The organism is Glaciecola sp. XM2 (assembly GCF_018595715.1).
GTDB lineage: Bacteria > Pseudomonadota > Gammaproteobacteria > Enterobacterales > Alteromonadaceae > Glaciecola.
In genome coordinates this window covers 1-23,289 of sequence record NZ_JAHEOJ010000022.1, presented here as the reverse complement: position 1 = coordinate 23,289, position 23,289 = coordinate 1, and the positions used below count along the sequence as shown (strand labels likewise).

Below are 23,289 nucleotides of genomic sequence, written 5' to 3'. Positions count from 1 at the left end.
CCAATTAAGGTTTGTACAATCTGCTTTTGCATCAATTCTGTTGAAAATACTAGGTGATTTATAAGCTTATTCCGACAAGTACTTTGTTAACAGATGTGTATTCACCTTTGTGTGAGAAAGAAATCAGTGCCTAAGCCCTTTTGTAGCGTTCCTCTAGCGCTTGGTATAAAGAGTTTGCGTAGTCTTGATTGCTACTATCGAGCGTTTGCATAATATCAACAAGGTGCTCGTTATCTTCTCGCCCGCCCCACATTTTTATGTATGTCCCTTCCTTGTAGCCATGGTCTTGGCGGAAGAAATTCAGCACGTTTTTACCCACATATTGTTCAAAAAGCGATGTGGAGGTCATATGCGCTTGTTCAACAATGGTAGTGAAAAGCTTTACGTCAAAACGCTTCACTACGCAAAGCCCTGCCATCAACTCTAGGTTTTCAACGAGAGTTTGCGTCGTTAAGTCGAAAGATTGACCGTCAAACGTCACATCAGTGTTTGTTAAAGTGAGAGCGTGTTCGATTTGTGAGCTTGCGTTTGGGATATTGCCGTTGTGCTCAATTAAAATATGCGATAGTGCAAAATGCCAGATATCAACCAACTCCATTTGCACTTGGGCAAGGTCGAGCTGCTGCGCTTTCCACCACTTCCAACCATGATGCTCAATTGCTTCAACTGACTCTATCATCGCTGCTCTTAAATAAGCGTAACCTGCGTTTAGCCAATCGGGATTGACCTTAGTGTTCATTTTGTTTTGCAGGTCGAGCATTATGGCGATTTGTGTTTTGTTGAGCATTTGACTTCCCTTGTTAAATTTATGAGTCTTTTTTGTTAAAAAAGCTGTAATAATGGGATACATTTAGTTTCCCAGCAGTTGCTTCTTCGCGCCGGCAGTCATGAATTACACCAGACTTGCAGCGAATTTAGAAGCTTTATAATAAGAGATAATAACATGCTAAAACAGCGCCAAGACGGAGAAGTTCAACCAGGTATTAATTGGGGACCATTTACAATGCGTATCCCCTTTGTGCATATGCGGTTTTCGTTGCCCGATATGTTACAAGGTTTTGCAGTAGCAGGTGCAACAGGGCTTGCCCTAGTGCCTTACTTTATGGCGCTACTAGGCTTAAGTTTTGAAGAAGCCGTTGTGATGGCAATGTTTCACAGTTTGCTTATTTCATTTTCATGGATGCTTTTTGGTGACCCTTATGCGCCAGGTTGGTTAACGCCGGCTATTCCATTTGTTGTCGCATTTATTACCGCACCCGCCTATTTAGGTGACCATGCAAGCCAGTTTCAAGCAATGACCGCGCTGTCATTGAATTTTGCGGCAGTACTGGTATTTTTAGGGGTAACTGGCTTAGGGGCGAAGTTAATTCAAATTGTACCTAACGTGTTTAAGGGCGGTATTATTTTAGGCGCGGCCATTGCTGCGTTCATGCGAGTCACTAAAGATGGCGACGCGGCGAACGTATTTCAATCTGCGCCCATCGCCGGGACGATTGGTGTGGTGGTGTGTTTGCTTTTTGCATTCTCGAAACCGCTACAAGCGATTGCGCTTAGAAATCAAGTCTTGGCAAAGATATTAGGTTTTGGTCTGCTTCCAGGGTTCATTATTGCCGGCACCGTGGGCTATTTTACAGGGGAATTTGAATACAACATTCGTTGGGAAATTCTCAATGTTGGAGACGCGGCGGTATCGCTTTGGGCAAAAGCCAGTCCGTTTATGATTGGGTGGCCACCTATTGAAACATTTATTGCTTCTTTTCCATTAGCGCTTATCACCTACATTTTATTCTTTGGTGATGTTGTCACCGGGAATGAAATGATTGAGCATGCACAAAAGGCTCGTACCGATGAGAAGTTGGAAATCAACAGCAGCCGTGCGCATATGGCAACTGGTATTCGAAATGCCTTGATGGGTATCATTGCGCCGTTTTTCAGTACTCAAGGTGTTTTATGGACCGGAATTCAGGTCATACTGCTCAAACGCTGGGCAGATAGCAAAGGCAAGCTCAACTCTATCTTTGACAGCATCGGTAGCTTCTACCTATTTGGTTTGCCAATACTGTTTGTGTTACTTCCATTGGTCACCTTACTTGAACCGCTTTTACCTGTTGCTCTAGCCGTTACTCTCATTCTTACCGCTTTTGCGTGTGCGACTTTGGCCTTATCACTAGTAGACGATGCAACGGAAAGAGGGGCAATGGTGATCACTGCGATGGCATTTAGCTTATTTGAGCCATGGCTAGGTCTACTAATTGGGATTATTACGATTGCTGGGCTTTGTGGCATAAGAGTCTTTATGCCAAAAGCACGCGAAACGAATCAGACTGAATAGATACATAGACTGCGTTCGCAACATCTAAAGGTTGCGAGCGCTCATGTTACTTAGGTCGTGCTTTGCTAAACACTTCCCCTAAATTGGCATACTGGCTGGCACCCAGCCGCGCAAGTGGGTCTACTTTGCTTGCATCCACTACAATACGCTTTCCTTGTTCACTGCCAACATTATCATCTACATAAAGTTCGAGTGCCTCTACAAAAATGATATGTTGGTCAACGTTTCCTATTGTCTGCACGCTATGCACTTTACATAAATATGCAATGGGGCATGTTGAGATTCGCTTGAGAGGCCACTCCTCGTGCTGACTTAATGGGATATTATTGGCGCTTACTTCACTTTCGCCGTATGCCATGGTTGCGGCAGTTGCAGTGACTAAATCTGCTTGATGAGCTTGTGCGATATGCACGATGCAATAGGCACCCACCTGTAAATTAGTAACAGTATCTTTTTGATTGCCATCAGGCTTTTTGCCCATCGACAGCATACAAAGCGGAGGGTCGCTACATACGGCATTGAAATAAGAAAAAGGGGCAAGATTGAGAGTTTCATCTTTGTTTTCAGACAATACCCACGCAATAGGGCGTGGGATAATAGTCTGCGTCATTAAATGATATACGCCTGTGCTCGACAAGTCAGCTAAATTTATGTTCAATACCTACATCTCGCTAGTGTTACAAAATCTTAGCGACTAGCTTACCAACACTGGTTGTCACTTAACAATCAACTTATGTTATGACTTGTAGCCAGAGCGTAACTGCACATCGATAGCGTTGAGTACTTCTGAGCGATTGATTACGCCAATTAAGCAGCCGTTATCATCTGCCACCGGATATATCTTTGGTTTTGCTTTTAGCATGGTTTCAGCTAATTCTAAGACAGAGTGATAGCCTTTCACCGACAATACATCAGTTTGCATAATTTCTGACACTCTGCAGACTTGCTCTCGATAGTAACTGGAGGTAATCATTTGGCTTAAGCAGTCTTGTTCTGACAAAAAACCTACGATTTTATTTTTGTCATTCACCACCGGACCACCGGCTTGCTTACTTAACAGTAAACTTTCTACCGCCTCTGCGACTGGCATATCCACATGTAATTTGACCGGGCGATGGTTCATGTAGTCGGCTACCTTTAGCGATTTCATTCTCTCTCCTAATTTTCACGCTTTGTCTTGTTGACGAAGTTATTGTTACCCTGCAATTGTGTATGGTGCAATACCCATTTAGTCGATATTTACGATTAAACCCATCGACTATTACAAAAAGCTTGCGATTTGCTCCAGTGATTTTTTCTTCAATGCATGATCAGGTACGGTAGCGTCCTCTGCTGGGTAACCGACTACAAGCAGCATGTAGGGCCGCTCGTCATCTGGCCGCTTACAAATTTTGGACAAAAAACTCATGGGCTTGGGTGTATGCGTCAGTGTGACGAGGCCGGCGGTATGTAATGCTGTTATTAGCATACCTGTCGCAATGCCAACCGATTCATGAATATAGTAGTTTTGTTGCTTTTGACCCTGCTCTATGCCGCCCTTTTTTTGGCTGAAAATCGCAATTAGCCACGGCGCATCTTCTAAGTAGGGCTTTTGCGCATCAGTACCAAGTGGCTTTAATGCATCAAGCCACTGCTCGCCAGCACCACCGTTATAAAATCGCTGTTCATGCGCCTCTGCCTGCTCCCTCACCTGCCGCTTGACTTCTTTAGAAGAAATAGCAGCAAAATGCCATGGTTGATGATTGGCCCCATTTGGCGCCGTACCTGCTGCTTTAATACAGGTTTCGATAATCGATTGCGGCACGTCTCGAGAACTAAACTTTCGAATGCTGTGACGGCGTTTTATGTCACTATAAAACGCTTCAGCTCGCGCCAACATCTGTTGCGGGGGATACTCGACAAAGTCGGTTAACGGATGCTGAACATGTGTTTTCATGCAAGTACTCCTTGATTGCTCGTGTTTACTTTAGGATAAATATGTACTGCTTGGTAGCGCAAAGTGAACATTTATGGCGAGTTTCGCTTGTATCCTTAGCTTGTGTCAGTATAATACGCGTCCCTCCCTTATGACGCTGACGAAATCCACCAGATAGCCAACTTCACAAGGGTAGTGTAACTATTGTATGAGCATCAGAATTTAGGGGTGTAGTTCGAATTGGTAGAACAGCGGTCTCCAAAACCGATGGTTGGGGGTTCGAGTCCCTCCACCCCTGCCATTCTGATGAAATGAAAAAGATTAATAACAGCGTTAATTAAAACGATGTTTTGCTAAGGTAACACGAATGAGTGAAAAGGCAGAAAGTTCATCTAACCCTTTAGATACCGTCAAGTGGTTGGTGATAGTAGTATTACTGGGTGGTTTAGTTTATGGCTACGGCGCCTATGCAGAAGTGTCTGTGCTATACAGAGCACTCATTGCCGTAACGGTTGTTGTAGTTGCGTTAGGTATCGCATCAACGACTGAAAAAGGCCAAACGTTTTTAACTTTTGCTAAAGATGCCCGTATTGAAGTGCGCAAAGTAGTGTGGCCTTCGCGTCAGGAAGTCGTGCGTATGACGTTGATTATCCTAGCAGCAACTGCTGTGGTAGGTTTGATGTTATATCTGATCGATATGGTGCTTGTTTGGGCAATTAGTTTAGTTACTGGAATTGGAGCGTAAACTATGTCTGATAAAAAATGGTACGTCGTCCAAGCATTCTCGCAATACGAAGGTCGTGTTAAGAAGACGCTTGAAGAATATATCAAGATGCATGGAATGGAGCAGTATTTCGGCGAGATATTAGTACCAACTGAAGAAGTAGTTGAGATGCGCGCTGGCCAAAAGCGTAAGTCAGAGCGTAAGTTTTTTCCAGGTTATGTGCTAGTTGAAATGGAAATGAACGAAGATTCTTGGCACTTGGTCAAGAGCATTCCTCGCGTACTTGGTTTTATTGGCGGCACTTCAGACCGTCCTATGCCCATTAGTAAAAAAGAAGCAGATGCTATCTTGAACCGCTTAGAAGAGTCGGTAGATAAGCCTAAACCTAAGACCTTGTTTGAGCCTGGCGAAGTGGTGCGAGTGACCGACGGTCCATTTGCTGACTTTAATGGCGTGGTCGAAGAAGTGGATTATGAAAAGAGCCGCTTAAAAGTATCTGTTTTGATTTTTGGTCGTTCAACACCTGTTGAGTTAGAGTTCGGTCAAGTCGAAAAAGGCTAAGTCTTAAGCGCTCAGTCACTAAGAGTGCACTGGCGTTGGTAAGTATTTTAAAAAGGAGTTCTTTTGAGAGCTCCTTTTTTGTGCGTGCATTTTTGTTAAAAATGTCGAAAATTTTTACATGTGTTACTTTATTGAAACGTAACATCATGATTTTATGGTGTTAAATTACTGGAACGTTTATTGCAAGGTGTCAGTTAAGTGTTATATATGACGTTCTTTGAATCTCCGTGACGGCTCCTAGGCCAGCCTCGGTATGCAATTGGAGCCTCTATAATACGCATGGCAAGAATTTTTTAAGGGTAGTTAAAATGTTAAAAAACGTTATTTTATCAGCTGTCATTACGGCATGTATGTTGTTTGTAGGTAGCGCTAACGCGTCATTAATCTACGCAACGTCGGCACCGAGTGTTGTTGTTGGAACTGGTCAGGGTACAGCTAATGATAGAGATAATATCAATAACTTGTTTGGTAGTACTGACGGTAAGTTCTATGAGTTAGGACTCGGTGGGTCAGTTGATCTGCAGTTCGGTATGCCAACAGGGCAATTGTTTGGTGGCGAAGGATTTGTGACCGAGGTGACTTTTGGTAACCCTGGTAACTTCCTAGAGTCAGCAGACGTGTATGTTGGATATCAAGGTATCTTTACGTTTGTCGCTAACATTATCAATACTGGTGCACAGACTGGCGCTCAGTTTACCTTTGGCGCCCCTTTTGATACCTTGAGAATAGTCGACACCACGGCAAACCTCAATACACGGTCAATAGGCGGGTTTGATATCGATAGTGTCGCGGTATCTCCGGTTCCTGCTCCTGCTACGGTGTTGCTACTTGGGCTGGTTTTGGTTGGGCTTGGGGCGAGAAAAATCTTTAAGTGACCTTTGAATATAAATTAAAAAACGCGCCTGTAGGCGCGTTTTTTTGTTGTCGTACAACCGAAACAGCTCTCTGGGGTAAAGTGCCCGCCATCTAATGTCATTTATTCTAACGCTAGTTTATCTCGGATATCTTCACCATCTTCTTAGCGCCAAATCAATCTTCTACGCAGAACAAGCGCATTTGAGGGGTATCTTCTGCATTATGTGGATGTGTGCTTCTCAGGCCGGCATATAAAACATGAGACGTTAATTTGTTTTTATGGTGAGTTCTCTTGCAGTTTTTGCTCATAAATTAAACATAGTTAATGTGAAGTCCAAACAAAATTATTATGGGTATTCATTGCGACACTTGTCATTCATAATTCTAAGAGGGATGTTTAAGCATGAAATCAATTTCAATAAAATTCGCTACGGCGATTGCAGCACTAATGTTAAGCCTAACGGCGTTTGCCCACAATCATGCGGGTGATAAAGAAGCTATGATGGATATTGTTGATATCGCAGCATCAAACGAGAGTTTTAGCACTCTGGTTGCAGCGGTAAAGGCAGCAGGCTTGGTCGATGCGTTAAAAGGTGAAGGTCCATTGACGGTATTTGCTCCGACTAACGAAGCGTTTGCTAAGTTGCCAGCAGGCACAGTAGAAGATTTACTCAAGCCTGAAAACAAAGACACGTTGATTGCGGTACTGACGTATCACGTTGTTCCTGGCAAAGTCTTAGCGGCTGATGTGGTGACAGTTGACTCTGCAACTTCGTTGCAAGGCCAGAGCATCACCGTAAAAGTAGATGGGTCTACTGTGATGGTTGATAATGCCACGGTTGTTCAGACTGACATCATGGCAAGCAATGGTGTAATTCACGTTATTGATTCGGTCATTTTACCGAAATCTTAATCATTGATTACTTATTGTGAAACAGCGCTTTTTTAAGCGCTGTTTTTGTTTTCTAGGGGCTGATTCTGATGATTCATAGGTACATCTGATTGAACATATATCTAGCAGTACTTTGTTTTACATTTAGAGCAAATAAAACCTTGCTATAAAAACTCAAAAAGCATATACTTTGCGCCCTTTTTTATGGATGGGGAGCCTAAGAAATAGATATTCTCTATATCTATGAGGCGTTTAAACCCACAAATCAGAGAGCATCAAAAACATGGCAAAGAAAGTCTCGGGCTTAATTAAGCTTCAAGTCGCAGCGGGTGCGGCTAATCCGTCTCCACCTGTAGGTCCTGCACTAGGTCAACATGGTGTAAACATCATGGAATTCTGTAAGGCGTTTAACGCAAAAACAGAATCACTAGAGAAAGGTGCACCGGTACCAGTAGTTATTACTGTATACGAAGACCGTTCGTTTACATTTGAAACCAAAACTCCACCTGCTTCTTTCTTATTGAAGAAAGCGGCCGGTATTAAGAGTGGCTCTGGCCGCCCTAATACTGAAAAAGTAGGTACAGTGACTCGCGCGCAATTAGAAGAAATTGCGAAAACAAAAGAGCCTGACCTTACTGCAGCTAGCTTGGACGCAGCTGTTAACACGATTGCGGGTTCTGCTCGCAGCATGGGTTTGAAGGTAGAGGGTTAAGACAATGGCAAAATTGACTAAACGTATGCGCGCAATCAACGAAAAAGTTGATAGTGCTAAAGAATATGAATTTGACGAAGCAGTTGCGCTATTAAAAGAGTTCGCCACTGTGAAGTTCGCAGAAAGTGTTGATGTTGCTGTTAACCTTGGCATTGATGCACGTAAATCTGACCAAAACGTTCGTGGTGCAACTGTACTGCCAAACGGAACAGGTAAAGAAGTACGTGTAGCAGTATTTACTCAAGGCGCAAACGCAGAAGCGGCTAAAGAAGCAGGTGCTGACATCGTTGGTATGGATGATCTTGCTGAGTTAGTGAAAAAAGGCGAAATGAATTTTGACGTAGTAGTTGCTAGCCCTGACGCGATGCGTGTGGTTGGTCAGCTAGGTCAAATCTTAGGTCCTCGCGGTCTTATGCCTAACCCGAAAACGGGTACGGTTACTCCAGACGTTGCAACAGCAGTTAAAAACGCAAAAGCGGGTCAGGTCAGATATCGTAACGATAAGAACGGTATCATTCACGCGAGTATTGGTAAGATTGCATTTGAACCAAACCAAATCAAAGAAAACCTTGAGTCATTGATTGAAGCGCTTAAGAAAGCTAAGCCTTCATCAGCAAAGGGTGTATACATTAAAAAAGTAAGCTTAAGCACCACAATGGGTGCTGGCGTAACGTTAGATCAAGGGTCTATCGGACAAGCATAAGCTTATGACTCTTTAAGGTAATGGGTTGGAGTAAATGCCTAACAGCATTTATTCCCGTCCAAGACCGCAGGTGTCAGTCAGCAGGAGAGGTAAGAGAACTCCCGCATTTAATGACTAACTTAATTAATTGCCTGCGCAGACGGTGATATGACTCAGACTCTCTGGGAAATGTACACCGTAGAGCGGTACTCAAGGTTATGTAACAGTAAACGCGAGTATCAATCTGTAAACACTGATGATTTTGAAGTATACAATTTCGTATATAACAAATAGTCAGATTTAAAGAGGTGAAGTCAGTGGCATTAGGCTTAGCAGCTAAAAAAGAGATTGTTGCAGAGATAAATGAAGTAGCATCTCGTGCACTATCCGTTGCCGTCGCTGAATACCGTGGTATGGAAGTAGGAGAGCTTACTGACCTACGTGTTAAAGCTCGTGAGCAGGGCGTTTACTTAAAAGTAATTCGTAACACCCTTGCAAAGCGTGCCTTAGCTGACAGTAAGTTTGCTGATATCGATTCTGCGTTAACAGGTCCTCTAATTTATGGTTTCTCAATTGATGCACCAGGTGCAGCAGCGCGTTTGTTTAAAGACTACGCAAAAGGAAATGGTAAGTTAAAGGTAACTGCGTTAACGATTGGTAGCGGTCTAATGGGTCCAGAGAAATTGGACGCAGTCGCATCACTACCAACAAGAGACGAAGCACTAGCTCAATTGCTTGCAACCTTCAAAGCACCGGTTGGTAAGTTCGTTCAAACAGTTAACGAAGTTCCAGCTAAATTTGCACGTGTATTAGCGGCTATCAAAGACACTAAATAATTAGCGTTTTTGGCAATTTGAATTTTTAACATTATACCCAGGAGTTTTAGAGAAATGGCTCTAACTAAAGAAGATATACTAAACGCAATCGCCGAAATGCCAGTAATGGAATTGGTTGAATTGATTGAAGCAGCTGAAGAAAAATTCGGCGTATCTGCACAAGCAGCAGTAGCTGTAGCAGCAGGTCCAGCGGCAGCAGCAGAAGCAGCTGAAGAGCAAACAGAGTTTGACGTAGTTCTTACTTCGTTTGGCGCTAACAAAGTTGCTGTAATCAAAGCTGTACGTGGCGCTACCGGTCTTGGCTTGAAAGAAGCGAAAGACGTGGTAGAGTCAGCGCCTAAAGCAATCAAAGAAGGCGTTGCTAAAGAAGAAGCAGAAGAACTGAAGAAGACGCTTGAAGAAGCTGGCGCTGAAGTTGAAGTTAAGTAATTAATTTTAATTACTTGACTGGCCTTTTATAGGCTTAGGCTGATGGTTTTTAACCATCAGCCTTTTTGCGCTATATCAATTATAAAATTTCTGCCCTTTTATATATGATTGTAAGTAGCGCGGGGAAGAAGCATAAGCATATGATTTATTACAGCATTATCGGCTGTTTTGGTCTATTCTTTAGCTAAGTCCCTAAAAGGGTACTGGATGTTTGTTACACAAATACAGCAGTAGTGTAGCAGGTTGGGTCTAAAATCAGTCGGCTGAGGAACCCATGGTTTACTCTTATAGTGAAAAGAAACGTATCCGTAAGGATTTTGGCAAGCGCCCTCAGGTATTGGAAATTCCATACCTTCTATCAATACAACTAGATTCATTTAAGAAATTTATTGAGCTCGATACAGAAGGCCAGTATGGCTTAGAGTCTGCATTCCGCTCAGTGTTTCCCATAAAGAGTTATTCTGGTAATTCGGAACTTCAATATGTGTCTTACCGTTTAGGTGAGCCGGTATTTGACGTTAAGGAATGTCAGATCCGTGGTGTCACCTACTCTGCGCCATTACGTGTAAAGTTAAGGCTGGTCTTATTTGATAAAGAAGCTGCACCAGGCACTGTAAAAGACATTAAGGAGCAAGAAGTTTACATGGGTGAGATTCCGTTAATGACGGAAAATGGTACCTTTGTAATTAACGGTACTGAGCGTGTTATTGTTTCTCAATTACACCGTTCACCGGGCGTATTCTTCGATCACGATAAAGGCAAAACACACAGCTCAGGCAAAGTGTTGTATAACGCACGCGTTATTCCTTATCGTGGCTCTTGGTTAGACTTTGAGTTTGACCCTAAAGACAACCTTTTTGTGCGCATAGACCGCCGCAGAAAACTCCCTGCTACAATTATTTTACGCGCCCTTGAAATGGGTACAGAAGATATCCTTGATGTGTTCTTCGATAAAGTATCTGTGCGTGTGAGTGACGAAAACTTCATGATGGACGTTGTTGCAGACCGTTTACGCGGTGAAACAGCGCAGTTCGACATTGTAGACAAGAAAGGCGAAGTCATCGTAGAAGAAGGACGCAGAATTTCTGCTCGCCATACTCGTGCACTAGAAAAAGCTAAAATTAAAGAACTCCCAATCCCAGCTGAGTATCTGCAAGGAAAAGTGTTTGCAGCCACTTACGTTAGCGAAGAAACGGGTGAAGTTCTAGTAAACGCTAATGATGAAATCACATTAGAAGCGTTAGATGTGATTAAAGAAGCTGGGATCAATGAATTCCATATGCTTTATATCAATGAGCTGGACCACGGTTCATATATCTCAGATACCATCCGCATTGATCCAACCAGCAATCGCTTAGAAGCACTGGTTGAAATCTATCGCATGATGCGCCCAGGCGAGCCGCCCACAAAAGATGCGGCTGAGAACTTGTTTGATAACTTGTTCTTCTCTGAAGATAGATATGACCTATCGGCGGTAGGACGTATGAAGTTCAACCGTCGTTTAGGACGTGCTGAATCAACTGGCGCCGGTACATTAGATAAAGATGATATCGTTGCGGTGATGCAGCAGCTTCTTACCATCCGTGATGGTAAAGACGAAGTAGATGATATTGATCACTTAGGAAACCGCCGTATTCGTTCGGTAGGTGAAATGGCAGAGAACCAATTCCGTGTTGGTTTAGTGCGTGTTGAACGTGCTGTTAAAGAACGTCTTAGCCTCGGTGATTTAGACAACATCATGCCGCAAGACTTGATTAACGCTAAGCCAATTTCGGCAGCGGTAAAAGAGTTCTTTGGTTCAAGTCAGTTGTCACAATTTATGGACCAAAACAACCCGTTATCAGAAGTCACGCACAAGCGTCGTATTTCTGCATTAGGCCCGGGCGGTTTGACACGTGAACGTGCTGGTTTTGAGGTGCGCGACGTGCATCCAACTCACTACGGTCGTGTATGTCCAATTGAAACGCCTGAAGGACCAAACATTGGTTTGATTAACTCACTTGCAAGCTTTGCAAGAACCAATGATTTCGGTTTCTTAGAAACGCCTTATCGTAAAATTGTAGACGGTGTTGTTACAGACGACATCGAATACTTATCAGCGATTGAAGAAGGTCAATATGCGATTGCACAGGCAAACGTATTACTAGATAAAAACAACGGTTTAGTTGAAGATTTGATACCCTGTCGTTTACGCGGTGAGACTACCTTAGTTCAGCGCGAAGACATCACGTTTATGGATGTATCACCTCAGCAAATCGTATCAGTAGCAGCAAGTATCATCCCGTTCCTAGAGCACGATGATGCTAACCGCGCACTAATGGGCTCAAACATGCAACGTCAGGCAGTACCGACATTGCGTGCTGACAAGCCATTGGTAGGAACCGGCATGGAGAAGACAGTTGCGGTTGACTCTGGTGTAACGGTTATTGCTAAGCGCGGCGGCACCGTTGATTATGTTGACGCTAGCCGAATCGTTGTGAAAGTAAATGAAAACGAAATGACACCAGGCGAAGCCGGTATCGACATTTACAATCTGACTAAGTACACCCGTTCAAACCAAAACACCTGTATCAACCAGCGTCCTACGTGTAACGTCGGCGAGCCAGTTGTGACCGGTGATGTATTGGCTGACGGCCCGTCTACCGATTTAGGTGAATTGGCACTTGGCCAAAACATGCGCATCGCATTTATGCCTTGGAACGGTTACAACTTTGAGGATTCTATCCTTATTTCTGAGCGCGTTGCTCAAGAAGATCGTTTCACTACCATCCACATTCAAGAACTAAGCTGTATTGCACGCGATACTAAGCTTGGTCCTGAAGAAATCAGCTCAGACATTCCAAATGTTGGTGAGTCTGCGTTAGGTAAGTTGGATGAATCAGGCGTTGTATATATCGGTGCTGAAGTAAAAGGCGGCGATATACTCGTTGGTAAAGTAACACCTAAAGGTGAAACGCAGCTTACGCCTGAGGAAAAACTACTAAGAGCCATCTTTGGTGAAAAAGCGTCTGACGTAAAAGACACTTCTTTGCGCGTACCAAACAGTGTAACTGGAACCGTTATCGACGTTCAGGTATTCACTCGTGACGGTGTAGAAAAAGATAAGCGTGCCGTTGAGATTGAAGAAATGCAGCTTCGTCAGGTCAAAAAAGACTTAGGCGATGAGTTTGGCATTTTAGAAGACGGTATCTTTGCTCGTGCACAAAACTTGTTGCTTAAATCCGGTATCGATCAAGCCAAGCTTGATAGCATGCCTCGCGACAAGTGGTTCGACTTAGTATTGAGCGATGAAGATGCGCAAACTGAGTTAGACCAAGCGGCACAACAGCATGCTGAAACCAAAAATGACTTTGACAAGAAGTTTGAAACCAAGCGTCGTAAAATCACTCAAGGTGATGACCTAGCGCCAGGTGTTCTTAAGATTGTTAAAGTTTATCTAGCAGTTAAGCGTAGCATTCAGCCTGGTGATAAAATGGCTGGTCGTCACGGTAACAAAGGTGTTATCTCAGCTATCCAACCCGTTGAAGATATGCCTTACGATGCTAACGGAACGCCTGTTGATATCGTGCTTAACCCGCTCGGTGTACCTTCGCGTATGAACATCGGTCAGATCCTAGAGACTCACTTAGGTATGGCAGCGCATGGACTGGGTGTGAAGATTGACCGCATGGTGAAAGAGCACCAAGAAGTCGCTAAGTTACGTAGCTTCTTAAAAGAAGTGTACGACTCAGGTGAATCGCATCAAAAAGTTGATCTTGATACCTTCAGTGATGACGAAATCAAACGCTTAGCTGAGAACCTCCGTAAGGGTGTTCCTATCGCTACGCCAGTGTTTGACGGAGCTCGCGAAGAAGAAATCAAAGCATTGCTTAAGTTAGCTGACATTCCAGAGTCAGGTCAAATAACCCTGTTCGACGGTCGTACTGGTCGTGCATTTGAGCGTCCAGTAACCGTAGGTTATATGTACATGCTTAAACTCAACCACTTAGTGGATGACAAAATGCATGCTCGTTCGACTGGTTCTTACAGCTTGGTGACACAGCAACCACTTGGTGGTAAAGCACAATTTGGTGGTCAGCGCTTCGGAGAGATGGAAGTGTGGGCACTAGAAGCTTACGGTGCTGCGTATACCTTGCAAGAAATGCTAACTGTGAAATCAGACGATGTTAACGGCCGTACGAAGATGTATAAAAACATCGTCGATGGCGACCACAGAATGGAGCCTGGCATGCCAGAATCGTTCAACGTATTGTTGAAAGAAATCCGTTCGTTGGGTATTAACATTGAGCTAGAAGAGCAGTAAGCGTCTCAATTGAGCGAATCATAGCAAAATGACAGGTTGGCCCAGTGAGCTTTTGTTTATAGCCACTGGGTCGTGATACAGACTCCGTTGGGAGAGATATGTGAAAGACTTACTAAAGTTTATTAAACAACAAAACAAGACTGAAGAATTTGATAACATCAAAATTGGTCTTGCATCGCCAGACATGATCCGATCGTGGTCATTCGGTGAGGTGAAAAAGCCTGAAACCATTAACTACCGTACGTTTAAACCTGAGCGTGACGGTCTTTTTTGTGCACGTATATTTGGCCCAGTAAAAGACTATGAATGTCTTTGTGGTAAATATAAGCGTTTGAAGCATCGCGGCGTAATATGTGAAAAATGTGGCGTTGAAGTGACCCTAACGAAAGTGCGTCGTGAGCGCATGGGTCACATCGAACTAGCTAGCCCAGTAGCGCATATTTGGTTCCTTAAGTCACTACCGTCACGCATCGGCTTGATGCTTGATATGACATTGCGCGATATTGAACGCGTTTTATATTTTGAATCATACGTGGTCACAGAGCCAGGTATGACTGACTTACAGCAAAGCCAGTTGCTAAACGAAGAAGAATATTTAGATTCTTTAGAAGAGCATGGTGATGACTTTGAAGCAAAAATGGGTGCAGAGGCAGTATTTGAATTGCTCAAAGCCCTTGATGTTGAATCTGACGTTGCTGCAATGCGTGAAGAGCTTCCTAGTGTTACTTCTGAGACCAAGCGTAAGAAAATCACTAAGCGTTTGAAGCTTCTAGAATCTTTCCAACAGTCTGGCAACAAGCCAGAGTGGATGATTTTAACGGTTCTTCCAGTATTACCACCAGAATTACGTCCATTAGTACCGCTAGACGGCGGTCGCTTTGCGACATCTGATTTGAACGACTTATACCGCCGTGTTATCAACCGTAACAACCGTTTGAAGCGCCTTTTAGACCTTGCTGCACCAGATATCATCGTGCGCAATGAGAAGCGTATGCTTCAAGAAGCGGTAGATGCATTGCTTGATAACGGTCGTCGTGGTCGCGCAATTACCGGTTCTAACAAACGTCCTCTCAAATCACTTGCCGACATGATCAAAGGTAAGCAAGGTCGTTTCCGTCAAAACCTTCTTGGTAAGCGTGTTGATTACTCCGGTCGTTCGGTTATTACCGTTGGTCCTACATTACGTTTGCACCAGTGTGGTCTACCTAAGAAAATGGCACTTGAGTTATTCAAGCCATTTATCTACGGCAAATTAGAAGGTCGTGGTTTAGCTACAACTATTAAGGCTGCTAAAAAGTTAGTGGAGCGCGAAGCACCGGAAGTATGGGACGTTCTAGACGAAGTTATTCGTGAACATCCAGTATTACTTAACCGTGCACCAACGCTACACAGACTTGGTATCCAAGCATTTGAACCGACCCTAATTGAAGGTAAAGCGATTCAATTACACCCATTAGTATGTGCGGCGTACAACGCTGACTTCGATGGTGACCAAATGGCTGTGCACGTACCGCTGACGATTGAAGCTCAGCTTGAAGCACGTGCCCTAATGATGTCGACTAACAACATCTTATCGCCTGCGAATGGTGAGCCAATTATCGTACCTTCACAGGACGTTGTATTAGGTCTTTACTATCTTACCCGTGACCGTGTAAACGGTAAAGGTGAAGGCATGGTGTTTACCAGCCCTCACGAAGCTGAAAAAGCTTATCGTACTGACACTGCAGAGCTTCACGCTCGCGTAAAAGTGCGTATCACTGAATATGAAGTAGACGAAAATGGCGATAAGCATGAGAAAACGTCAATCATCGACACTACCGTTGGGCGTGCGATTTTCTCATTGATTTTACCAAAAGGTTTACCTTTCGAAATCATCAACCAAGCTATGGGTAAAAAGCAAATCTCTAAATTGCTTAACGAGTGTTATCGTACCCTTGGTTTGAAAGACACCGTTATTGCTGCTGACCAAATCATGTACTCAGGCTTCCACTATGCGATGATCGCTGGTGCGTCGGTTGGTATTGACGACATGGTTATTCCTGAAGCGAAAAAAGAAATCATCGATGCAGCAGAAGCTGAAGTGGTTGAAATTCAGGAACAATTCCAGTCTGGTCTAGTTACCGCAGGTGAGCGCTACAACAAAGTTATCGATATTTGGTCAACGGCCAATGATAACGTTGCAAAAGCAATGATGGACAACCTTAAAACTGAAACGGTAGAAAACCGCGATGGCGAAATGGAAGAGCAACCATCGTTTAACTCGGTTTACATGATGGCCGACTCAGGTGCTCGTGGTTCAGCCGCGCAGATTCGTCAGCTTGCTGGTATGCGTGGCTTGATGGCAAAACCAGATGGTTCAATCATCGAGACACCTATCACGGCAAACTTCCGTGAAGGTCTAAACGTTCTTCAGTACTTTATTTCTACTCACGGTGCTCGTAAAGGTTTGGCCGATACCGCACTTAAAACCGCTAACTCGGGTTACTTAACTCGTCGTTTGGTAGATGTCGCGCAAGACTTAGTAATTACTAATGATGATTGCGGTACCTTCGAAGGCGTGAAGATGACTCCTCTTATTGAAGGTGGTGATGTTGTTGAGCCATTGAGAGAGCGAGTGCTCGGTCGAGTTGTAGCCGAAGACGTGATCAAGCCAGGTACAAACGAAGTCTTAGTAGAGCGTAACGTTTTACTAGATGAGCAACTTGTAGACATGCTTGAAGCAAACTCTGTTGACGTTGTGATGGTTCGTTCAGTTATTACTTGTGATAACGACCACGGTGTATGTGCTAAGTGTTACGGTCGTGACCTCGCACGTGGCCATATGGTCGGTTCAGGTGAAGCGGTTGGTGTTATCGCGGCTCAGTCAATCGGTGAGCCTGGTACACAGCTTACCATGCGTACATTCCACATCGGTGGTGCGGCATCAAGAGCATCTGCTGAAAACAGCGTACAAGTGAAAACTGGCGGTACACTTAAGCTTCACAACGCAAAATACGTTCGCAACTCTGATGGTAAATTAGTGATTGTGTCTCGTTCTACTGAATTGACAGTCATTGATAGTCAAGGGCGTGAGAAAGAGCGTTATAAAGTGCCTTACGGTGCGACCTTATCGGTTGATAACGGCGCAGAAATTGGTGCTGGTGACCTAGTCGCTACGTGGGACCCGCATAGTCACCCAATCGTGACTGAGCGTGCATCTAAAATCACGTTTGCTGACATCGACGACACTAACACAGAGATGCAGCAAGACGAGCTTACAGGCTTAACGCGTATCGTTGTTAAGGACTTAACTAAGGCTAATGCAAAAGAGCCGAAGCTAATCCTTGAAGGCGAAAATGGCTCGCTACAAGAAATTCGCTTGCCAAGCTTTACTACCATTGAAGCCAGCGATGGCAAAATGGCTGTTGAAGGTGACGTGTTAGCGCGCATCCCACAGGAAAGCTCGAAGACTCGTGATATTACTGGTGGTCTTCCACGTGTTGCTGACTTGTTTGAAGCACGTAAGCCTAAAGAGCCTGCTATCCTTGCAGAAATTTCTGGTGTCATTGGTTTCGGTAAAGAAACCAAAGGTAAGAAACGTCTTACCATTACACCTAAAAATGATGAAGCAGCACGTTTAGTAGACTTGAACGCTAATGGCGCTTACGAAGAGATGATTCCGAAATGGCGTCAACTCAACGTGTTTGAAGGTGAAAGCGTAGAGAAAGGGGAAGTTGTTTCTGACGGGCCTGAGTCTCCACATGACATCTTGCGTCTACGTGGTGTGAGTGCAGTATCTAACTACATCGTAAACGAAGTACAAGAAGTTTATCGTTTACAAGGGGTTAAGATAAACGATAAGCACATTGAAGTTGTTATCCGCCAGATGCTGCGTAAGTGTATGATCACCCATTCAGGTGATACACGCTTCTTAGCAGGTGAGCAGGTCGAAGTATCGGCAGTTAAAATTGCCAACCGTGAGATGGAGAAGCAAGGTAAGATCCCAGCAACATACGAAATTCAGTTGCTAGGTATTACCAAAGCATCGCTTTCAACTGAGTCGTTTATTTCAGCAGCTTCTTTCCAAGAAACGACGCGTGTTCTTACAGAAGCGGCAGTTCAAGGAAAAGAAGATGATTTACGTGGTCTGAAAGAAAACGTAATCGTTGGACGATTGATTCCTGCAGGTACCGGTTTTGCATATCATCAGCAACGCGCTGAACGCAAAAATCTTGCACTTCACCAGGAACTTTCAGTATCAGCTGATGAAGCGCAAGCGCAACTTGCTGAAGCTTTGAATGCTGATAGTGATTCTGAAGCTGACGAGTAAGTGAAACCTTAGCTAATATGCAAGACAAACCAAGTAATTGCTTGGCTTGTCTTGACATTACTGACGTTGATCTATAACATTCCGCGACCCTAATTTTGGGATATCCAAAATATGTCGCGGAATTTTTGTTTATGAAACATCATATTCATAATCCAAACATACGGATTTACAGCAATTGCTGTGTTATTAACTTGGTATGACACGCATTTGCAATACGCACCCGAGCATTCATGAGAATAGCCTCGGGTTTCATAGTTTTAATCAGGAGCTAGTTAATGGCAACAGTTAACCAGTTAGTGCGCAAGCCACGTAAAAAGCCGGTCGAGAAATCGAACGTAGCTGCTTTACAAGCCTGCCCACAACGTCGTGGTGTGTGTACTCGCGTATATACAACCACTCCAAAGAAGCCGAACTCTGCACTACGTAAAGTATGTCGTGTTCGCTTAACTAACGGTTTCGAAGTTTCTTCGTACATCGGTGGTGAAGGTCATAACCTTCAAGAGCACAGTGTTGTGCTTATTCGTGGTGGTCGTGTTAAAGACTTACCAGGTGTTCGTTATCACACAGTTCGCGGTACATTAGACTGCGCAGGCGTGAGCGATCGTAGACAAGCCCGTTCTAAGTACGGCGCGAAAAGGCCTAAGTCTTAACGGTTCTCCGTTAGTAAGGCCAAACTATTAATTTAGAGTTTTGGGAAACCCCTGAATTCCACGGAGAATTAAGATGCCAAGAAGAAGAGTCGTAGGTCAACGTAAAATCCTACCAGATCCTAAGTTCGGATCAGAGTTACTTGCTAAATTCATGAACGTTGTCATGTTAGACGGCAAAAAGTCCACCGCTGAAAAAATCGTTTACGGTGCCCTTGAAATTGTTGCTGAAAAAACCGGCAAACCACACCTAGAAGTCTTCGAAGAAGCGCTAGACAACATCCGTCCTACCGTTGAGGTTAAATCTCGTCGTGTAGGTGGTTCTACTTACCAAGTTCCAGTAGAAGTTCGTCCAGTTCGTCGTAATGCACTAGGTATGCGTTGGATGGTTGAAGCGGCACGTAAACGTGGTGAAAAATCCATGGCGCAAAGACTTGCAGCTGAAATGATTGACGCACAAGATAGCAAAGGTAGTGCAGTGAAGAAACGTGAAGACGTTCATCGCATGGCTGAAGCTAACAAAGCGTTTGCTCATTATCGCTGGTAAGCTACTGACAACATGTCATATCAATGCAACAGTCTGCCTGTAAAAGGCAGACTGTTTTTGTAAATAACTAACTGAAAAAGAAAAGGGGTCAGAGTCAATTAGGTTCATAGCAAATTGTTTATCACTCACTAAGTGTTAACAATGAGTTGATTCCGACCCCTTTTTTTCAATTAAAAGAAAGAGAAATAAATGCCACGTCAAACGCCCATAGAACGCTATCGCAATATTGGAATTGTTGCGCACGTTGATGCAGGCAAAACCACCACCACAGAGCGCGTGCTTTTTTACACGGGGATCTCACACAAGATTGGTGAAGTACACGACGGCGCGGCTACCATGGATTGGATGGAGCAGGAGCAGGAGCGTGGTATTACTATCACTTCAGCTGCTACCACTTGTTTCTGGCAAGGCATGGATCAGCAATTTGAACAGCATCGAATCAATATCATAGATACTCCAGGACACGTTGATTTTACCATTGAAGTTGAACGATCCTTAAGGGTGCTCGACGGCGCTGTGGTTGTTTTTTGTGGCTCATCGGGTGTTGAACCACAGTCTGAGACTGTATGGCGTCAAGCCAACAAATATGAAGTACCGCGTTTGGTGTTCGTCAATAAAATGGACCGAGCGGGTGCAGATTTCGAGAGAGTCATCGGACAAATTCGCAAGCGCTTAGGCGCAACATGTGTCCCAATTCAAATCAATGTCGGCGCAGAAGAGACTTTCACCGGCGTCATCGATTTAATCAAGATGAAGTACATCAACTGGAATGAAGAAGACAAGGGTACCACCTTTGTTTACGAAGATATTCCAGCTGAACATGTCGATAGAGCAGAGCAATATCGCATGGAAATGATTGAAGCTGCCGCCGAAGCAAACGACGATTTGATGGAAAAGTACTTAGGCGGCGAAGATCTCACCGAAGCTGAGATAAAGCAAGGTCTACGAATTCGTACCCTAAACAATGAAATTGTATTAGCGACCTGTGGTTCCGCATTTAAGAACAAAGGCGTGCAAGCGGTATTAGATGCAGTAATAGAATATTTGCCCTCTCCTACAGAAGTTAAAGCCATTACCGGTATACTGGACGATGGCAAAGAGACTGAGGCTGAGCGTCATTCAGACGATAATGAGCCGTTTTCCGCCCTCGCATTTAAAATCGCGACAGACCCATTTGTTGGCACCTTGACGTTCTTTAGATGTTACTCAGGCGTCATCAAAACTGGCGATGCGGTATATAATCCAATTAAAGGTAAAAAAGAGCGCATAGGTCGTATGGTGCAAATGCATGCAAACGACCGAGCAGAGTTAAAAGAAGTACGTGCCGGTGATATTGCTGCGGCTATTGGCTTGAAAGACGTCACCACCGGTGAAACCTTATGTGACGCAAATCATGTGATTACCCTCGAGCGTATGGATTTCCCAGATCCAGTGATTTCTATCGCTGTTGAGCCTAAATCTCAAGCGGATCAAGAGAAAATGGGTATTGCGCTGAGTAAATTAGCCGCCGAAGATCCTTCGTTTAGGGTTAAGACAGATGAAGAATCAGGTCAAACAATCATATCGGGAATGGGTGAATTACATCTAGATATCATTGTTGACCGTATGAAACGTGAGTTCAATGTTTCGTGCAACGTCGGTAAGCCACAAGTGGCCTACCGCGAAACTATTAGAAAGAAAGTTGAAGTAGAAGGTAAATTTGTAAGACAATCGGGCGGCCGAGGTCAGTTTGGCCATGTATGGCTTAAAATCGAACCCCTTGAAGAAGGTGGTGGTTACGAATTTGTCGACGAGATTGTTGGGGGCGCAGTCCCCAAAGAATTTATCCCTGCGGTTGACAAGGGCATTCAAGAACAACTACAAAATGGCGTGGTTGCAGGGTATCCTGTACTCGATATTAAGGTCACTTTGTTTGATGGTTCTTACCATGATGTTGACTCTTCTGAAATGGCCTTTAAAATTGCCGCTTCAATGGGATTCAAAAAAGGGGCGGCTGAGGCTAACCCAGTGTTACTTGAACCGGTAATGAAGGTAGAAGTAACAACTCCTGAGGATTGGATGGGTGACGTAGTAGGTGACCTCAACCGCCGCAGGGGTATGATAGAAGGAATGGAAGAGGGTGTAGCAGGCATTAAGATAGTGCGCGCTAAGGTTCCACTTTCAGAGATGTTTGGCTATGCCACTGATTTGCGTTCTGCAACGCAAGGACGTGCGTCATATTCAATGGAATTTCATAACTATGCGGAAGCACCCAACAATGTCGCTAAAGCCATTGTTGACTCTCGCATGTAATAATATTTTTGATTCGGTCCGGTCTAATGTTGGAACGGGCGTTAAACTTAGGAAATAAGAGCAATGGCAAAAGAAAAGTTTGAACGTACGAAACCGCACGTAAACGTAGGTACAATTGGCCACGTTGACCACGGTAAAACGACGTTAACCGCAGCAATCACTACAGTACTAGCAAAGACTTACGGTGGTAGCGCCCAAGCATTTGATCAAATCGATAACGCACCAGAAGAGCGCGAGCGTGGTATCACCATCGCAACTTCTCACGTTGAGTATGACACGCCTAAGCGTCACTATGCTCACGTAGATTGCCCAGGACACGCCGATTATGTAAAAAACATGATCACCGGTGCTGCGCAAATGGACGGTGGTATCTTAGTAGTAGCTGCTACAGACGGTCCTATGCCACAAACTCGTGAGCACATCTTGTTAGGTCGCCAGGTTGGTATTCCTTACATGATCGTATTCATGAACAAATGTGACATGGTAGACGACGAAGAACTTCTAGAGCTAGTAGAGATGGAAGTACGTGAGCTATTAACTGAATATGAATTCCCTGGTGATGACTTACCGGTAATCCAAGGTTCAGCACTTAAGGCGCTAGAAGGCGACCCAGTATGGGAAGCGAAGATTGTAGAGCTAGGCGAAGCGCTAGACAACTACATTCCAGAGCCAGAGCGTGACATCGACAAGCCGTTCATTCTTCCAATCGAAGACGTATTCTCAATCTCAGGTCGTGGCACGGTTGTAACCGGTCGTGTTGAGCAAGGTATCGTTAAAGTAGGTGAAGAAGTTGAAATCGTAGGTATCAAAGACACTACGAAGACAACTTGTACGGGCGTAGAAATGTTCCGTAAGCTTCTAGACGAAGGTCGTGCTGGTGAGAACGTAGGTGTTCTATTACGTGGTACAAAGCGTGAAGACGTAGAGCGTGGTCAAGTATTGGCTAAGCCTGGTTCAATCAACCCGCATACTAAGTTTGAAGCAGAAGTATATGTACTAAGCAAAGATGAAGGTGGCCGTCATACTCCATTCTTCAAAGGCTATCGTCCACAGTTCTACTTCCGTACAACTGACGTAACAGGTGCAGTAGAGCTACCTGAAGGCGTAGAGATGGTAATGCCTGGTGATAACCTTAAATTCGTCGTAGAGCTAATTGCTCCGATAGCGATGGATGAAGGTTTACGCTTTGCAATCCGTGAAGGTGGCCGCACAGTAGGCGCCGGTGTTGTAGCTAAGATTTTAGCTTAAGCACA

19 protein-coding genes and 1 tRNA gene are annotated in these 23,289 nt (G+C 44.2%); 16 read left to right on the top strand and 4 right to left on the bottom strand.

Annotated elements, in window-relative coordinates; all coding sequences use genetic code 11:
- Positions 1-130: 130 nt before the first annotated feature.
- On the bottom strand, positions 131-787 hold the full coding sequence (locus KJ365_RS09760) for a dUTP diphosphatase (protein ID WP_214451474.1): 657 nt from the start codon (positions 785-787) through the stop codon (positions 131-133).
- A 156-nt stretch (positions 788-943) separates the two neighbouring features.
- Between KJ365_RS09760 and KJ365_RS09755 the strand changes: the two genes are divergently transcribed.
- A complete protein-coding gene (locus KJ365_RS09755) occupies positions 944-2,332 on the top strand; it encodes a xanthine permease (protein ID WP_250884145.1) in 1,389 nt (462 codons plus the stop codon).
- A gap of 46 nt (positions 2,333-2,378) precedes the next feature.
- On the opposite strand, the gene KJ365_RS09750 is transcribed toward KJ365_RS09755, so the two are convergent.
- From KJ365_RS09750 to KJ365_RS09740, 3 genes are all read right to left on the bottom strand, one after another.
- Positions 2,379-2,942: a flavin reductase family protein gene (locus tag KJ365_RS09750; protein WP_352109377.1), complete on the bottom strand. Its 564-nt coding sequence runs from the start codon at positions 2,940-2,942 to the stop codon at positions 2,379-2,381.
- 126 nt (positions 2,943-3,068) lie between these two features.
- Positions 3,069-3,482 carry a CBS domain-containing protein gene (locus KJ365_RS09745; RefSeq protein WP_214451472.1) on the bottom strand — a complete coding sequence of 138 codons (414 nt, stop codon included), beginning with the start codon at positions 3,480-3,482 and terminating at the stop codon, positions 3,069-3,071.
- A 111-nt stretch (positions 3,483-3,593) separates the two neighbouring features.
- The gene (locus tag KJ365_RS09740) at positions 3,594-4,268 is read right to left on the bottom strand and encodes a nitroreductase family protein (RefSeq protein WP_214451471.1); all 675 of its coding nucleotides are present in this window, start codon (positions 4,266-4,268) and stop codon (positions 3,594-3,596) included.
- A 203-nt stretch (positions 4,269-4,471) separates the two neighbouring features.
- Between KJ365_RS09740 and KJ365_RS09735 the strand changes: the two genes are divergently transcribed.
- The 15 genes from KJ365_RS09735 (at position 4,472) to tuf (ending at position 23,284) form a co-directional block, all read left to right on the top strand.
- Positions 4,472-4,548, top strand: a tRNA-Trp gene (locus KJ365_RS09735).
- Between the two features lie 66 nt (positions 4,549-4,614).
- The gene (gene secE / locus KJ365_RS09730; RefSeq protein WP_214451470.1) at positions 4,615-4,992 is read left to right on the top strand and encodes a preprotein translocase subunit SecE; all 378 of its coding nucleotides are present in this window, start codon (positions 4,615-4,617) and stop codon (positions 4,990-4,992) included.
- A 3-nt stretch (positions 4,993-4,995) separates the two neighbouring features.
- Positions 4,996-5,532 carry a transcription termination/antitermination protein NusG gene (gene nusG / locus KJ365_RS09725; protein WP_214451469.1) on the top strand — a complete coding sequence of 179 codons (537 nt, stop codon included), beginning with the start codon at positions 4,996-4,998 and terminating at the stop codon, positions 5,530-5,532.
- A 308-nt stretch (positions 5,533-5,840) separates the two neighbouring features.
- The gene (locus KJ365_RS09720) at positions 5,841-6,407 is read left to right on the top strand and encodes a PEP-CTERM sorting domain-containing protein (RefSeq protein WP_214451468.1); all 567 of its coding nucleotides are present in this window, start codon (positions 5,841-5,843) and stop codon (positions 6,405-6,407) included.
- Between the two features lie 383 nt (positions 6,408-6,790).
- On the top strand, positions 6,791-7,300 hold the full coding sequence (locus KJ365_RS09715; RefSeq protein WP_214451467.1) for a fasciclin domain-containing protein: 510 nt from the start codon (positions 6,791-6,793) through the stop codon (positions 7,298-7,300).
- A 262-nt stretch (positions 7,301-7,562) separates the two neighbouring features.
- Positions 7,563-7,991 carry a 50S ribosomal protein L11 gene (rplK, locus tag KJ365_RS09710; RefSeq protein WP_214451466.1) on the top strand — a complete coding sequence of 143 codons (429 nt, stop codon included), beginning with the start codon at positions 7,563-7,565 and terminating at the stop codon, positions 7,989-7,991.
- A 4-nt stretch (positions 7,992-7,995) separates the two neighbouring features.
- Positions 7,996-8,694 carry a 50S ribosomal protein L1 gene (gene rplA, locus KJ365_RS09705; RefSeq protein WP_214451465.1) on the top strand — a complete coding sequence of 233 codons (699 nt, stop codon included), beginning with the start codon at positions 7,996-7,998 and terminating at the stop codon, positions 8,692-8,694.
- Positions 8,695-8,990: 296 nt separating this feature from the next.
- On the top strand, positions 8,991-9,509 hold the full coding sequence (rplJ, locus tag KJ365_RS09700; protein ID WP_214451464.1) for a 50S ribosomal protein L10: 519 nt from the start codon (positions 8,991-8,993) through the stop codon (positions 9,507-9,509).
- A gap of 54 nt (positions 9,510-9,563) precedes the next feature.
- Positions 9,564-9,938 carry a 50S ribosomal protein L7/L12 gene (rplL, locus tag KJ365_RS09695; protein ID WP_214451463.1) on the top strand — a complete coding sequence of 125 codons (375 nt, stop codon included), beginning with the start codon at positions 9,564-9,566 and terminating at the stop codon, positions 9,936-9,938.
- Between the two features lie 274 nt (positions 9,939-10,212).
- Positions 10,213-14,241, top strand: coding sequence for a DNA-directed RNA polymerase subunit beta (gene rpoB, locus KJ365_RS09690; protein WP_214451462.1), 4,029 nt, complete (start codon positions 10,213-10,215; stop codon positions 14,239-14,241).
- Between the two features lie 100 nt (positions 14,242-14,341).
- On the top strand, positions 14,342-18,550 hold the full coding sequence (gene rpoC, locus KJ365_RS09685) for a DNA-directed RNA polymerase subunit beta' (RefSeq protein WP_214451461.1): 4,209 nt from the start codon (positions 14,342-14,344) through the stop codon (positions 18,548-18,550).
- Positions 18,551-18,825: 275 nt separating this feature from the next.
- The gene (gene rpsL / locus KJ365_RS09680) at positions 18,826-19,200 is read left to right on the top strand and encodes a 30S ribosomal protein S12 (RefSeq protein WP_214451460.1); all 375 of its coding nucleotides are present in this window, start codon (positions 18,826-18,828) and stop codon (positions 19,198-19,200) included.
- A 73-nt stretch (positions 19,201-19,273) separates the two neighbouring features.
- On the top strand, positions 19,274-19,744 hold the full coding sequence (rpsG, locus tag KJ365_RS09675; protein WP_214451459.1) for a 30S ribosomal protein S7: 471 nt from the start codon (positions 19,274-19,276) through the stop codon (positions 19,742-19,744).
- A gap of 189 nt (positions 19,745-19,933) precedes the next feature.
- On the top strand, positions 19,934-22,036 hold the full coding sequence (gene fusA, locus KJ365_RS09670; RefSeq protein ID WP_214451458.1) for an elongation factor G: 2,103 nt from the start codon (positions 19,934-19,936) through the stop codon (positions 22,034-22,036).
- A 63-nt stretch (positions 22,037-22,099) separates the two neighbouring features.
- On the top strand, positions 22,100-23,284 hold the full coding sequence (tuf, locus tag KJ365_RS09665; RefSeq protein ID WP_214451457.1) for an elongation factor Tu: 1,185 nt from the start codon (positions 22,100-22,102) through the stop codon (positions 23,282-23,284).
- Positions 23,285-23,289: the final 5 nt, after the last annotated feature.